Annotated in this window: 11 protein-coding genes; all 11 read right to left on the bottom strand. The window is 44.8% G+C overall.

All coding sequences use genetic code 11. The features are described from left to right. Positions 1 to 53: 53 nt before the first annotated feature. The 11 genes from J1C81_RS02055 to J1C81_RS02005 all read right to left on the bottom strand — a co-directional run bounded on the left by J1C81_RS02055 (position 54) and on the right by J1C81_RS02005 (position 15,600). On the bottom strand, positions 54 to 1,667 hold the full coding sequence (locus J1C81_RS02055; protein WP_002916425.1) for a CTP synthase: 1,614 nt from the start codon (positions 1,665 to 1,667) through the stop codon (positions 54 to 56). Positions 1,668 to 1,864: 197 nt separating this feature from the next. Further along, on the bottom strand, positions 1,865 to 2,551 hold the full coding sequence (locus J1C81_RS02050) for a B3/B4 domain-containing protein (protein WP_002916427.1): 687 nt from the start codon (positions 2,549 to 2,551) through the stop codon (positions 1,865 to 1,867). Positions 2,552 to 2,671: 120 nt separating this feature from the next. Continuing rightward, a complete protein-coding gene (gene rpoE / locus J1C81_RS02045) occupies positions 2,672 to 3,262 on the bottom strand; it encodes a DNA-directed RNA polymerase subunit delta (protein WP_002898937.1) in 591 nt (196 codons plus the stop codon). Between the two features lie 186 nt (positions 3,263 to 3,448). Further along, positions 3,449 to 4,732: a trigger factor gene (gene tig / locus J1C81_RS02040; protein ID WP_002916428.1), complete on the bottom strand. Its 1,284-nt coding sequence runs from the start codon at positions 4,730 to 4,732 to the stop codon at positions 3,449 to 3,451. Between the two features lie 79 nt (positions 4,733 to 4,811). Next, positions 4,812 to 5,375: a TIGR01440 family protein gene (locus J1C81_RS02035; protein WP_032909903.1), complete on the bottom strand. Its 564-nt coding sequence runs from the start codon at positions 5,373 to 5,375 to the stop codon at positions 4,812 to 4,814. Positions 5,376 to 5,387: 12 nt separating this feature from the next. Further along, a complete protein-coding gene (locus J1C81_RS02030; RefSeq protein WP_032909904.1) occupies positions 5,388 to 5,870 on the bottom strand; it encodes an ECF transporter S component in 483 nt (160 codons plus the stop codon). After that, the gene (locus J1C81_RS02025) at positions 5,860 to 6,621 is read right to left on the bottom strand and encodes a bifunctional hydroxymethylpyrimidine kinase/phosphomethylpyrimidine kinase (protein WP_002916431.1); all 762 of its coding nucleotides are present in this window, start codon (positions 6,619 to 6,621) and stop codon (positions 5,860 to 5,862) included. The genes J1C81_RS02030 and J1C81_RS02025 overlap by 11 nt, the downstream gene beginning before the upstream one ends. Next, positions 6,611 to 7,360 (bottom strand): tRNA pseudouridine(38-40) synthase TruA, encoded by a 750-nt coding sequence (truA, locus tag J1C81_RS02020; protein WP_002916432.1) that lies wholly within the window; start codon positions 7,358 to 7,360, stop codon positions 6,611 to 6,613. The genes J1C81_RS02025 and truA overlap by 11 nt, the downstream gene beginning before the upstream one ends. A 255-nt stretch (positions 7,361 to 7,615) precedes the next feature. Next, on the bottom strand, positions 7,616 to 13,318 hold the full coding sequence (locus J1C81_RS02015) for a ZmpA/ZmpB/ZmpC family metallo-endopeptidase (protein ID WP_032909906.1): 5,703 nt from the start codon (positions 13,316 to 13,318) through the stop codon (positions 7,616 to 7,618). A 317-nt stretch (positions 13,319 to 13,635) separates the two neighbouring features. Continuing rightward, a complete protein-coding gene (dnaJ, locus tag J1C81_RS02010; RefSeq protein ID WP_002916434.1) occupies positions 13,636 to 14,769 on the bottom strand; it encodes a molecular chaperone DnaJ in 1,134 nt (377 codons plus the stop codon). Between the two features lie 198 nt (positions 14,770 to 14,967). Further along, a complete protein-coding gene (locus J1C81_RS02005) occupies positions 14,968 to 15,600 on the bottom strand; it encodes a DJ-1/PfpI family protein (protein ID WP_002916435.1) in 633 nt (210 codons plus the stop codon). Positions 15,601 to 15,655: the final 55 nt, after the last annotated feature.

Raw genomic sequence — 15,655 nt, 5'->3', positions numbered from 1 at the left:
TTTTTCATTATAACATTTCTCTAGAAAAATCGCTTATCCTAGAAAAAGCAAGTCTATCTCTCCTGGCTCTTTTCTACCGCTGCTGTGACAAAAGCCCTATAAAGACCTTCAGGTCGGTTCGGTCGGCTGGAAAGCTCTGGGTGATACTGACAAGCAACGAAGAATTTATTTTCTGGGATTTCCACTATTTCGACCAAGCGATTGTCTGGTGAGACTCCAGAAAATACAAATCCCGCTGCCTCAAACTGCTCGCGGAAAGCATTGTTAAACTCATAGCGATGACGGTGACGGCGCTGTACGACTTCTTGGTAGTCGTAAGCTGCTGCTGCCTTAGAACCAGGCTTAAGCTTAGAAGGATAGAGCCCCAACCTCAGCGTTCCTCCCAAGTCTTCAACATCAATCTGATCTCGCATGAGGTCAATGATCGGATACGGTGTGTCTGGATTGAGCTCCGCTGAGTTAGCATCTGACAGACCTAAGACGTGACGGGCAAATTCGACACAGGTTAACTGCATGCCCAAGCAAATCCCCAACATAGGCACATCCTGCTCACGCGCATAGCGGATTGCCTGAATCTTCCCCTCAGTTCCTCTCTGACCAAAGCCACCCGGAACGATAATCCCATCCGCACTTCCAAGAAGCTCTGCTGCGTTTTCGGCCGTTACCTGATTCGCATCAATCCAGTCAATCTTAACTTCCACATCATTGGCATAGCCGGCATGCTTGAGCGCTTCGACAACTGAAATATAGGCATCTGGCAACTCGACATACTTGCCGACCAGAGCAATACGGACCTGCTTTTCCAGACTCATCACTTTCTCTACCATGGCTGACCATTCAGTCATATCCGCTGCCGGCACATCTAGCTTCAGATGGTCACAGACGATTTGATCCATCTTTTGCGCCTGCAAATTGAGAGGAATTTGGTAAAGATGCTCTACATCCAGTGACTCAATAACCGCCTCAGGCGCCACATCACAGAATTGAGCCAGTTTGTTTTTGATATTTTGCCCAGCTGGCTTCTCTGTGCGGATGACCAGCATATTAGGCTGAATCCCCAGACCTCGCAGCTCTTTGACAGAATGCTGAGTCGGCTTGGTCTTCATTTCGCCAGCTGCCTTGAGATAGGGCAGGAGGGTCGTATGGATATACATGACATTGTCTGCTCCGACATCCGCCTTCATCTGGCGCAAAGCTTCTAGAAAAGGAAGAGACTCGATGTCGCCCACTGTGCCACCGACCTCTGTGATAATCACATCCGAGTCCGTCGTCCGTGCTGCCCGCTTGATCTTGTCCTTGAGAGCATCTGTAATATGTGGAATGACTTGGACCGTCGCTCCCAGATACTCGCCTTTACGCTCCTTGCGTAGGACTTCGCTATAGATTTTACCAGTGGTGACATTGGAGTATTTATTGAGATTGATGTCAATAAAACGCTCATAATGCCCCAAATCCAGATCCGTCTCAGCTCCATCATCTGTCACAAACACTTCCCCATGCTGGTAAGGGCTCATGGTTCCGGGATCAATATTGATATAAGGGTCAAATTTCTGAATTGTAACCTTGAGACCACGATTCTTCAAAAGTCGGCCCAAGCTAGCTGCCACAATCCCTTTCCCGATAGAAGAAACTACACCGCCGGTGACAAAAATATATTTAGTTGACATACGTGCTCCTTTTCGTAAAACTATTCACTCCAGCAACCACGTCATTTCTGGAATCTTATCTAGAGGAGGATTTTCCATAATCTGTCTGAAAAAGAAAAATAGCTCCCTGGAAACAGGAAGCTCTGACCTCTAAAAGAGGTGCCCGAACAGTATGATATCGCAAACCTAAAAAATTGTCAAATATTTTCAGTCGATTTTCATTCATTCTCAGCAATACTAATGACATGTGTTTCAAATTCTAAATCAGGCATGCACTCTGCTAAATCGTGTCGGATTCGTTTCAAGGCTTCCAGACGCATTTCGACAGAGGTATTGGCATTCCCCTGAATGATGAAAATGGCATCCTTGCTCTCCTCATCAAACTTATAATACTCGCTGTCACGGACATCCAGCCAAGCCAAAATGCCTTTGGCATCCCGATAGACATAGTCCGTCTTGGCAACATGCTTCTCCTTGGACAAAATAGGCAGAAAAACATCTTCCTTTTGGCTTACAGTGAATTCTATCTGACCATCAATCTTATCAAAATCATGCCCTCCAATAGCCAGTAGGGAATGCAGGGCTTCGACATTATAAATATCAATAATGCTATTAATATGAGGGAGCGAGCCTCGGTGCTGGATATTGCGAATCAGCGCGGGAACCGTCGGAGGATTTTTCTTGATACTGCGACCCACGCGCTGCAGTATTTCTATATAACCTTGAACCACTGGCGACTCAAGCACCTCATCCAAGTCGCAGGCCAGAGCCCAGTCTTCCATTTCCTTTTTCTTTTTTAGAAATGAGGAAGACAGTTCTGCCTGCGGATTGACATTCTTAGCAATCCCGATAACGACACTCTTAATGCCTAAATCACTCAGACTCTTATCAATGACAAATTTCATAGCAGCATACCTCCATCTTTTCTTTGTTAAATTTTATTAGTATTCTACACCTTCCGAACTTATATTTCAAGGAATATTAAAAGAAACAAAGGATTTCGTCCCTTGTTTCTTTTGGTTGATTTATTCTTCCTCTTCGGTCTCCGTGTCTTCGTCAGAGTAGTCGTCATCTTCTTCGTTGAGTTCGACTTCTTCACCTAGATCATCTGGAGCGATTTCGTTGATTTCAGCATCGTAAGCTTCCACTTCATTCTTCTCATCGTCTGGATTTTCCTCATCGTATGAGAGAGCTGGATCTGCTTCGTAGCCGTCCTCATCTTCTGGATCGTCATCGCTGTAGTCAATGGCATCCTCGTCGCCATCCATAAAGGCATTGACGCGTTTCTTCTTGCGTTTCTTAGGTGCGTCGTCCTCATCAGTCTCTTCCAAAGCAATGATTTCTTCATCCACTTCGTCGATAGCATACCATGAACGCAGGCCCCATTTATTATCCCCCAGCGGAATAAAGCTGCCGTCTACATTGAGTTCTGTGTAGAACAATGGCAGAGCATCACGAATCTCACTGTTTGATTTTTCCAGATAGTTTTGAATTTCATTGACCAGATCATTAAAATACATCTCATGATCGCGGCCGCGGGCTTCCAAAATGGCACGCGCCACTTCAATCATAGAAAGCTCACTTTTTTCCTGTCCAGCAAATACTTCTAATTCCAAAGTTGATCTCCTTTAAGATTAAGTAAAGGCTTGTCGCCCTCTTGCAATTTTTCGCTACTTTCTATTGTACGATAAATTTCTATTTTCGTCAAAAGAAAATCCAGGAAAAATCACGGAACAAGTACAAAAAAGAAACTAGTGCATTTATACACTAGTTTCAAATAATCTCATTTTGAATGATGAAGCTTATTTCACTTTCGCAGTGCTTGTAATCACTTCAACAGCTTTCTTGATAGCAATGTCGTGTTTCAGCATGTCTTCTGACAGCAATTGACGAACACGGTCTACTTCCATGTTGTAGTCTGTAGCTAATGAAGTTACTTCTGCTTCGATTTCTTCTGCGCTAGCTTCAAAACCTTCTGCCTTAGCAACAGCTTCTACGACAAGGTTTGTCTTAGTGCGTGACTCAGCATCTGCTTCGTATTGCTTGTGCAAGTCTTCCTGAGTAGTGCCAGTGATTTGGAAGTACATGTCAGGTGAGATTCCTTGGCGTTGCATATTGCCCAAGAATTCATTAACAGCGCGGTGCACTTCTTCGTGGACCATTTCTGCTGGCAAGTCAACGATTTCAGCATTTGCTACTGCTTGATCAATAGCTGCAGCTTCTACCGCATCCTTATAAGCTGTTTCCTTAGCTTCTGACAATTCTTTGCGGTACTTTTCTTTCAGCTCATCAAGCGTTTCCACTTCTTCGTCGATATCTTTTGCAAGTTCATCGTCCAATGCTGGAACTTCTTTTTCTTTAACTTCGTGAATAGTTGTCACAAACTTAGCTTCCTTGCCTGCCAAGTCTTCTGCTTGGTAGTCTTCTGGGAAGGTTACGACAACGTCCACTGTTTCACCTGCACTGTGGCCAACCAACTGCTCTTCAAATCCTGGGATGAATTGACCGCTGCCCAGTCCAAGTGAGAAGTTATCACCCTTGCCGCCGTCAAATTCAACGCCGTCGACAGAACCAACAAAGTCAATCACAACTGTATCACCGTCAGCTGCTGGACCTTCTTTGAGAACCAACTCAGCCAAGTTGTTGCGCTCACGCTCAATACGCTCATCTACTTCAGCGTCAGTCACTTCTTTAGTAGCTTCAACAGTTACTTCCAAGTCTTTGTAAGCACCCAGCTTAACTTCTGGCTTAGTGACTACTTCAGCTTTGATGACCCAGTCTTGGCCTTTTTCCATAGATTCGACATCAAACTGAGGTTGAGCAACTACTTCGATACCTGCTTCTTTGACAGCAGCTTCGTATGCTTCTGGAAGAAGAGCGTTCAAAGCATCTTGGTAGAGGGCTTCTTCACCAAAACGTTGGTTGAAGATAGCACGTGGAAGGCGACCTTTACGGAAACCTGGTACAGCAATATCTTTTTTTACTGAGTTAAATACACGGTCCAAGGCAGGCTTGATTTTCTCTTGACTGATGCTAAAAGTCAAAAGACCGCGATTTGTTTCTTTGTTTTCAAATGATACAGACATTCTGTCATTTCTCCTTAAAATTTATTGAATACAACCCATTATAGCATAATTAGAGTTTTTTTCAAAATTATTTTTCCTTTTATCCCTTCCTGATTTTATCCTCTATATAGGCCGCTCTGACGCCGCCAATCAGCTTGGGGCGGCTGGCTAAAGCCGTGACATGGGCAGCTCCTAGCTGCTTGAGAATCGGTCGGATAGGAATCTGCACATGCTTGACATGCATGCCGATAGCAGTATCGCCAATATCCAGCCCCGCCTGAGCAACGATAAACTCCACCTCAACAGGATCCTTCATGTATTGGAAAGCTGCTAGCTGACCGCTGCCTCCAGCATGAAGAGTAGGCAGAACATTGACAATCTCCAAATCCTTCTTGTCCGCCAAGGCTCTTTCGACTACGAGGGCGCGATTGAGATGCTCACATCCCTGGACCGCTAAAAAGATACCTTTCTCTTCTAAGATATCCAGTATGGTTTTGACAATGATCTGTCCTACTTCCAGACTGGAACTCTGACCGATATGGCCTCCGACAACCTCACTAGAGGATAGACCCAGAACAAAAATATCTCCCTCGACCAAGGCAGCCTTGTCCAAAACATCTAGAACAATCTGACGAGTTTCTGCTCCAATCTTAGCTAAGTCCATGTCCCACCTCACTTATTTCACTGTGACTGTCTTTTTCAAACTCTCCGGGAAAGCTTTGTAAAGGGCAAAACCGACTGCTAAACCAAATGCATTCTGCATAAAATTGCCCAAGATTTCGGCTAGAGCAGCCCCGACACCATTCATGATACTGCCAAAGAGGGCATAGCCACCAACCATAGCTACTGCAGCCAAAACCAGCCCAAGATAGCGACTCTTACCCTCAAAGCCAGCAAAGAAACCTTGAAGTCCATGGCAAATCAGACTGAAAATCATCCACTGAGGATAGCCCGCAATCATATCAATCAAAAAGCCTGAGAGTCCTCCGACAATAGCCGCTTCCTTGCGGCCAAAATAGAAGGCTGTAAAATAAATCCCTGCATCCAATAGTGTCAAAAATCCTGTCGGAGTTGGGATTTTCATAAAATTCCCCAAAACCACAGACAGTGCTGTGATGAAAGCTAAGAACACTAATTTTTTAACTTGATTATTTCTCATACTGAACTACCCCATATTGATCTGAGCGCTGAATCGCTCGGTAGACAAAATCTTTAGAAAATTGAACTGCTGCAAGCGGAGACTTACCAAGAAGAAGCTGACTGGCAATGCTGGAAGCAAATGTGCAGCCCGCTCCGGTATTGTTGCTGGCCAGCACTGGCGATTCCATGATCTCAAAATCTTGACCGTCATAGTAAACATCCACTGCCCGCTCCTTGCTTAAGCGATTGCCGCCCTTAATCACCACATGCTTGGCCCCTAAATCATAGAGCTCCTTGGCTGCAGCCTGCATATCCTCCAGAGTTTTGATTTCTTTTTGGGTCAATAGCTGAGCTTCTGCTAGATTTGGTGTGATGATGCTGACATAAGGGAAAAACTTGATGATTTCCTCTCTCAGCGCACTGACTTCCAAGTCATGATTTTCCTTGCAGACCAGAACAGGATCCAGGACTACTGGTATATCCGCATGCTGCTTGACAAAAGCCAAAGCCTGCTCTGCTATTTGCAGATTGGGCAAAAGTCCTATCTTAATAGCAGAAAAAGGAACATCCTTGAGACTGGCTAACTGCTGGGCAAAAACCTCTTCTTCAACTGGGATGACCTCAAATCCCTTGTCAGTCATAGCCGTCAGGCAAGTCACAGCTACGAAACCATGCAGGCCATTGACCGTATAGATAGCCAAATCAGCGTGCAGCCCACCGCCGCTGAAAATATCATTGCCCGAAAGGGCTAAAATCAACTTATTCTTCATAACGAATCTCCTTTAGATAAAGGCCGTTTGGACCGGCTGTTGGTCCTGCCAGATGGCGGTCTTTCTCCGCTAAAATTCTCTGAATCTGCTCCACCGGCATGCGCTTATTGCCAATCTTGAGCAGCGTCCCTACCATATTACGAATCTGCTTATAGAGAAAGCCATTACCCGAAAAAGTAAAGACCAGAAAATTCCGCTCTGCATCATAGCGAACTTTAGCCTCGGTAATAGTCCGAACCTTGTCTTCCACACTGGTCCCTGAAGCCGTAAAGCCTGTAAAATCATGCGTCCCCTCTAGCTGAGCAATCGCTTCTTCTATCAGACGCAGCTCCAAAGGATAAGGATAATGCGTAGCATAATGGCGCATCATAGGATTTTTAGGCCGGCCGATGTCCACCAAAAATTCATAGGTCTTGCTGTGCTTATTGTAGCGAGAATGAAATTCATCCGACACCTGCTCCACCCTGATAAAATCAATATCTTCCGGCGTCTGTGTATCCAAAGCAAAACGCAATTTCTCTTCATCCCGCTCTTCTGGTAAATCAAAATGCAGCACCTGGCCCAGAGCATGGACGCCGCTGTCGGTTCGGCCCGCTCCATGAATCACCACAGGCTGGCCTTTATTGATACGGGTCAGGGTCTTTTCAATCTCTTCCTGAACGCTTCTGGCATGGAGCTGTCGCTGAAAGCCAGCAAAGCCATAACCATCATAGGATATAATTGCTTTATAACGTGTCATGTGTTTATTTTAGCAGGAAAAAAAGCCCCCAGCAAGCCCTAAAAGCAGGAACTGTCCGGGGACAGATTTTTTAAAAATATTGTATAAGAAATAGGGATAATTTGCACTCTGACTTGCCATTATACAACAAAACAACCCATCTGAATCAGACTGTCAGTGACGACACAAACAGAACAAATTCAAATGGGTTATTGATTGCATATTGCTAAAGGTCATTATTTGCAGCTACTCATGTAGGCAATTAAACACTTTTTCTTAGGAACCCCAAATGGAGTTTTCATCCATAAAGCTGTTGGTATTCTTGAGTAATTGTGTAAAGACAGCATACTTGAAGTCCTTGGTTGCCCGTTCATCGACACGAGCCTTCTTCAGATCTTTGTCAACAGCTTCTGCAAAGCCAGCTTTCAGCTCTTCATAAGTGTGATAGACTTTTCCGTTGACCGTCACTGGCTTAATACCTGAGCTTTGTGCTTTATCCACAACTTTTCTGAAGTAAGCTTTCTTGAAGGCTTCCATGGTTTCAAATTCGCCTTCAGAAATTTGCTTGATGATAAAGTTATCGCTCAAACCAGTCACCCCTTGCTCATTGGCTGTCTTACGGTGTTTATTGGAAGCATAGCTTACAAAGCCTTTTTCATAGCCATAGTAACCCCAGATTCTGAAGGTATTATGCTTGAACATCAAGGCACCTGGCGCTCCAGTATTGTTTTGGCCGCCACCATAGATACCTGTCATAAAGTCGATCGCAATGTAACTAGAGTCGTAATCAGCAGGATTATAAGTTCGATTGTCCACCGCACGGTTAGACAGCAAGCCTTGGTCAACCAAGTCCTCTACAGAAGAGACTGACATGGCCGCTTTCTCCTCTGCTGTCAACTCTCTCACGACATCGTATTGAGTCCGAGCATCTACAACCTTCGGTTCAACTTTCTTGAACCATTTAGCCGCAGCTTCATTTCCTTTAGCCACTACCGCTTGACCTTCAAGGTAATCCAGCAGCATGAGGGTATCATTATATCCCTTCATGTAATGGTCGATGTCTGCTCGGTTCTTGAAGAGACTTGGCGAGCTATTGAAAATGAGACTGCCATCATTTGGACGATCAAAGGCCATATTGAGACCAAGAGCACCCCAGCCTGGCTGACCAGGAACAGGTGATTGGAGCATCCCTTGGGCATAGCCTTCTGGTCCGATACCTTGTCGTCTGCCATGGCCGCCCAGATAAATATCTCTATCGTTGACGTGGGTGAGCTCGTGCGTGAAGACGGACACACCGTATTCCGTCAAGAGGTCAAAGGCCTCGAAGTTCACACGGATTGAACCAGCAGCATGGGCACCGTAGCCATTTGACTTGTACCAGCCACCAGCTCTGCCGCCAACTAGGTTAAAGAACTCGCGGGATGGTGCATAAGGATTGCCCTTATTATCATTTCCGTTGACATCAATCCAGCCACGTCCTTCTACATCGAAACCATCCCATACAGCCGTTACATTTTCCTTGACCATTCTTGGCTTGATATTATCTGACAGAAGTTTATACCAAGTATCTACGTGATTTCGATGCTGGGTCGCTACTTCCTTGATGCGCTCATTAAAGCGTTCATCCGACCATGAGCGGCGCTTGTCTCTGTTGACAAAGGCCATGGTACTATAGTTTGACAGAATGGCTAAGCGCGTATTCTTCAAGGTTAGCAGCGGAAGGATATAGTTGCTGAAGTACTCAGAGTTGAGGTTGTCAAAGACGCGATACTTAGCAGACTTAATCTCCTCGACTTCTGACTGGCGCTCTTCAAACTGAATAAAGCCTCGAGTTGCATCCTTGAACCAAGAATCCATGTCCGCAAAGTCAGTCAGCAGGCGACGGTTGTAATCCAAGTAAGCCACCAAATCACTAGACTTGGACTCAGCCTTCAACTGACGTGCAAACATATTGACATTGTCTGCCCCTTTCAGTTGATTTTCTGTCGAACTTCCAATCTTAATCAAGCGATCTAGCAATGGTACTTTTTCACCATAGAAGTCTGGTTTGAAGAGCACCAGCTCTTTGAGGTTGTAGTCACTAAACTTGAGATCGTAATAACGGTTGAGGTAGGTCAGACCGAGCATGATAGCGGTCTTGTTCTCTTCGATTTTAGCTTTCAGAGCTTCATTAGCTGCTGGATTGTCAGCATGGAATCTTGTCCATTCATTGGCCAAGAGCTTACCAATCATATCCTGCAAATTGGCTTTCACTTCAGTCAGAGATTCATCCAAGAAGAGGCGCTTGACTTTGTTGACCCTATCATTATCATTAGGAAGACCAACAGAACGATAGACTTCATCACTGTATAGTTCAAAACTCTTCAAGCTTTCAGTCAGCTGGGTCAGCAAGTCATCTTTGACAGCCGTTGAGTGATTTGGGGTATAGACCGTACCAAGCTCTGCAATCTGATATTCCGGCAGAGTCGTCTGTTCAAATCGTGCTTGATTTTGAAGATTGTAGATGATCTTGCTTCCGTCTGCAAAATGGACTAAGATCTTATCTGCATCCGTTCCTCCAGCAACAAACTGGTTGCCCTTTAGTGCTTGAACAGATAGAACTTTCTTAGTCAACAGGTCGCCCGCCTTACCAGCATCCACCAGCTTATTGGCCTCATGAATCAAGAACTCTTGGTTGTAGAAAGGCATAAAGCGCTCGAGGTTCTGATAAAGCTGTTCATTTTCTGCCTTGTAACCTGGCTTATCTTGATAAGTACTTGTTCTCAGGATAGCAGCATTTAGCTTCTCAGTTGTTACTTCATTTGCGCTGGTTTGCTCAAGAGCCGTAATCTGATAGCTCTTGACTTTTTGCTCAGCTTCTGCTTCTGTCAAGCGACGGAACTTAGCATCTTTACCTGTCTTGGTTCCAGAGCTTTGTCCCTGAACACCAAAGAGGTTTTGGAGTTTTTGTCCCATCCAAGCATCGGTAATCTCATTATCTGAGCTAAAGAGCTCTTTACCGTTCACTACCGTTGCATAGCTGACAGTGTCATTGATGGTTCCATACGGCCAAATGGAAGCAGCGATACCAGCTGAATTTCTTGAGCCTGCATCCTCTAACTTACCTTTGGCAACTGATTGCATCAATCTGCCCCAGTTACCCCAGCCTGAACCTGAATAGTCAGTGAAGTTTTGAGCGACCAGCATACCTGCATTTTGGCCACTCTTAACCCAAATATCCGCTTCAACGTAGGCACGTTTCACCAAGGACATGGCGTTGGTTCCAGCGATACCAGCTGTTACAGAATTTCCGCCTTTAGACTTAATCTGACCCTTAAAGGAGACATTTTCAACTCGAGATTGGCCTTCTATATTGTTAACCAGACCGGCTATATGGTCTCTTCCTTCCAAGTATCCTTGTACATTGACGTTTTCGATTACTCCTTTATTCTTCAAGCGGGCAGCAATTGTCGCAATTGTATCGCCCGCTTGCGAATCTGGATAAACCATATTGACCCGCTTAAAGTCAATATCCTTGACCGTTCCGCCAGTAATCGTATCAAATAAAGGATGCGCCAAGTCTAAAATCGCATGGCGCTCGCCATTTTGACCGCCAATCAGCTGACCTTTGAACTCACCTGGCAAGTAAGATTTGCTGTTGGCAGGTTTGTCAATCAGCTTGGCACTGATACTGCGGCCCAAAATAAAGGTTCCAGAAGGATCTTCCTTGATACCGTCCAAAAGATCTTGGAAGTCATAGTAGACATTTCCTTCACGCTTCTTAGCCTTTTCCAGATAGAAATCAAAGCTGTTTTGAAGACCAGTTGCGCTTCTTTGCAGCAAGTCTGGCAGCTGAGCCTGAATCTTGAAGACAGGCTGGTTATCAACGACCACTTCCTCAATAGAGGTAACTGGTAGGACAGTGTCCTTGAACTGGTCGGATGTAAAGTGCAGATAATATTGGTCCAGATTTGCTGGCTTTTCAGCCAGAGTAGGCATCAATTTTGTCTGGCCATTTTCAACCTTCATCAAAGCGACATTAGTGATGGACTTGAGTTCTACCTTCTTCAGGTCAAGCTGGACTGTCTCTTGAGCTAATTCCTGACTTTCAGAGCCATTTCCTAAGTCATAAGACAGAGTCGTCTCAATCTTATATGGTGTATAGTAGTCCAAACCACTGAAGCTAGCAGTCAACTGGCCTGCCGCCAAGTTCTGCTCTGCTATCAGCTGGCCATCCTTCTTCAGACGAACATGAGCACTAGTAAAGGCTTGATCCCTGTCCGTCAGCTGGTATTGAATCTGAACTGATTTCTGCAATTCATCCTTCTTAACCGCTGAAACAGTCAGAGTTGGTGCTGCTTTAAGGGCCAATAAGTCGGACAAAGCTTGCTTAAGTTGGTTGACACCCGCATCTATTTCATCTTGACTTGACGAAGTTTGATAAACCGTCGCAGCCATATTCTTAATTGCTTGCAGCTGCTGATAGGATTGATTGGTGTAAACTCCTGGATCTACAGCCGCTGCTAAAGCTAGCTGCTTGCTCAATTCTTCTTTATTGATGCGAGCCTTGCTACCCCGAGTGACCACTGTATCAACTGCTTCATGCAAGATTCTTTCAGTTATTTGCGGCTCTGATATGCGATTACCACCCAAGACTTCATAGCTGGTAACAATTTCTTTTTGTCCTGGAGTTCCATCGACAGTGGTCTCCTCATCAAGATACTTGCTATCATCTGTCTTGTTGACAACTTGAGGTTCAATCGTTTCTAGCTTGATGTCTGTATGCAGACTAGGTTGTTCTGGTTGAACTGTCGATTCGCCATTAACCCCACCTGTGTATTCTGGGAGGGCGGGCTGGACCGGAGCTATGTCTCCTGCCGTGCCTACTTGAGCATCATAGACTGGATTGTCTGCTTGAACTGTCGACTCGCCGTTAACACCGCCTGTATATTCTGGCAAAGCTGGCTCAACTGGAGCTGTGTCGCCAGCTGTACCTACTTGAGCATCATAGACTGGATTCTCCACTTGAACTAGCGATTCGCCGTTAACGCCGCCCGTGTATTCTGGCAAAGCTGGCTCAACCGGGGCTGTATCTCCTGCCGTGCCTTCCGAAATTGTATAGCTAGGATTGTCCGCTTGAACTAGCGATTCGCCATTAACGACGCCCGTGTACTCTGGCAAAGCTGGCTCTTGTAAGCTTTCCCCTTTTGCCGTCTCTATAGTTGGATTGGATGGCTGAGGAGCTGGAAGCTTCCCTGACTGTCCTGAATTATTTGCAGCAGGGTTCAGCTGATACAGCAACCCTCCCTGAGCAGCTCGATCAATAGAATCAGAATCCTCTTTTGCAGCTTCTGATAATTCTGCTTGTCCTCGAGCTTCTTGGCCAGCTGATAAGGAGGCCGGCTTGGTTCCTGTCAAAGCCAGCAAATCAGAAGCGGTAAAGTAACCGATATAGTTATAGCCAGCAATGGTCACATCCGCTTCAGAAACTGTTGACGAAACCGCAACTTGACGGTTATATGAAAGCAATGCCCGATTTTCTAGCGCAAACGCTTGAGGAGACTGTAATACAGTCTGTCCCAAGCTGCCTAGCAAAAGCACTCCTAGTAATTTGCCAGATTTCTTTCGTGAGAATACCAAGACAACCAAAATAGCCGTTCCCGCAAATAAGCCGAGAAGCGGCTGTCCATTATTTCCTGTACGCGGCAAGACAGTTTGCCCATCTTGCTTCCGATAAATCAGGTAATAGTTTTCCCCCGTTTGCAGATTTTCAGGCAGACCTTTCTTAATCAGCCCTTTTTCCTGATCTGTTAGCTCTTGCTCTTCAACATAAGTATAGTGAGCAGTCCCACCGCCTCCTACTTCATCTGCAGCAACTGTCGAACTGGACAAAGAGCTCCCAAAAATCAGAGCTGCAATGGCAACTGAACCCACACCGACAGACAATTTGCGAATCGAATATTTCTGAATTCGCTCCTGCACTTTTTCAAAACGTTTCACTTTATAAATCCCCTTTTTCCTAAAATGTATAAAGCTAATCTCCCAATACCTCCCTAGCCAACTCCCCAGCAGGCTAAAAAGATGCGTTTTATACATATAGTATTATCATATATCTTTTAGGAAATTTTTACAATAGATTTTGCTTAAAAAAAACAATTAATTTTTGTAAAAGAAGAGATTAAAAAATCGCTTCACCTTTTCTAGCGAATTTATTTTAAAGAAAAGGCGTTTAGACGAACTGGCTTCTTCAGCTAAATTATGTTTTTTATCCGAGTAAACATAAAAAGAACAGCATTAGGCTGCTCCTTTTTATATAATTACAAATCTTCCAAGGCATCTTTCATTTTGTCGAAGAAGCCTTTTTTCTTAGGATTGACTGAGATATTACCAGCATCCGCAAATTCTTTGAGGGCAGCTTTTTGACGATCATTGAGGCCGGTCGGAGTCACAACATTGACAGTAACATACTGGTCACCCATGCTTCCACCACGCAGACTCGGTGCTCCCTTGCCACGTAGGCGGAAACGCTTGCCAGTCTGTGTTCCTTCTGGAATATTCAGTTCGACATCCCCGTGAACAGTTGGAATATCCACGCTGTCACCAAGAGCTGCTTGGACAAAGTTGAGATTGAGCTTGTAGTAAATGGTAGACCCATCTCGCTCAAACTTATCACTCGGCTCAACTTGGACCACGACATAAAGGTCACCATAAGGACCGCCATTAAAGCCTGCTTCACCTTGACCAGACAGACGGACCTGCTGACCAGTTTCCACACCAGCAGGGATTTTCACCTTGACGCTGTGAGCCTGTTTTTCATGACCCGTTCCGTGACAGGTTTCACAAGGACTTTTGATTTCTTTTCCTCGGCCGTGACAGACATCACAGGTCACTTGCCGACGCATCATGCCAAGCGGTGTCTGGGTATCAACATTGATGACACCTGAGCCATGACAGCGACCACAAGTAACTGGGCTAGTTCCTGGCTTGGCACCAGACCCAGAACAGGTATGACAGGTCGCTTCACGGTTATACTTGATTTCCTTCTCAGCCCCGAAAATGGCTTCTTCAAAGCGGAGATTCACACGATACTGAAGATCGTCCCCTTGGCGAGGAGCATTAGGATTACGCGAAGCACCGCCACCAAAGAAGCTAGAGAAGATATCTTCGAAGCCGCCAAAGCCGGAACCATCAAAGCCACCGAAGCCTCCTGCACCGCCACCAAAGCCACCATTAGCTCCCGCTGCGCCGTATTGATCATAGGCTGCCCGCTTTTGCTCGTCGCTCAGCGTTTCATAAGCCTCTTGGACTTCTTTATATTTGTCCTCCGCCCCAGCTTCCTTATTAATGTCGGGGTGGTACTTTTTAGATAATTTCCGATAGGCTCTCTTAATCTCATCCTGAGAAGCATTCTTAGAGACACCTAGACGGTCATAATATTCTGTATTGTTCATGTAAGATACCAAGACCGTAAAATTCGACTGAAAAATAGAAAATCAGGCGACGGAGCGATGCTCCTAGGCTGATTTCTCTTTTTTCCGAGAATTTAGGTCGGGTTCAGTTCCTTTCTTTTATATTGAGTCAGAATTTTTGGAACCCGTGTTCAGTTGCGAACACCTATGTTCCTTTCTTTAAATTTTAGAAAATATTGATCAGAGGGTATTTTCAAATTCATGCTTCATTTCAGCAAACTCTTCTTCTGATAAAGTGAATATCAAGTCCTCTTCCGGATACTGATTCCGTTCTTTAAAATAGTTGTCAGCATTATCTACCAAACCTAGACTAAGAAGAACTTTTCTTGCAAACGCTTGATGGGCAAAGCCAACAGCTGTAATGATGTTCTTATCTTGCAGAACAGCTTGAGCTTTGAAATTATCACACGGAAGAAATTCAAAATAGTCAAAGAAGTTTTGCCAAATCCCACCAGTAAATCTAGTGTCCTTCAATAGCCCCGCTTTCGCTAACAAGATAGGTGCTGATGAAATAGCTGCAATCAAGACATCCTGTTCAGTAAGATTTTTTAAAAAAGAAATCAATTTTTCATCATGCAAAGCAGGGACAATAGTTATCATTCCTGGCAAAATCACACAAGAATAGTCTTCGATAACTACTTCATCCAGTGTTCTAGTAGGTTGACAGGCTAATCCATCTTCCGATGTTATGACATTTCTATCTGAACCAGCATAATCAATCTCAACACCAAAAGATAGAGCTAAAGTACTGGTCAGACCAACTACTTCATAAAGTGAAAAATTAGGATAAATTAAACAGAGCACTTTCTTCATAAGCGTCACCCTCTAGTTTAGCGAAAAACAGAGGCTGGGTTGCAACCTCTGGATT

The organism is Streptococcus sanguinis, from assembly GCF_050225395.1.
In the GTDB taxonomy this organism is placed as follows: domain Bacteria; phylum Bacillota; class Bacilli; order Lactobacillales; family Streptococcaceae; genus Streptococcus.
Note: the sequence above shows the minus strand (reverse complement) of the source record. Positions and strands in the feature narration are given on the sequence as shown.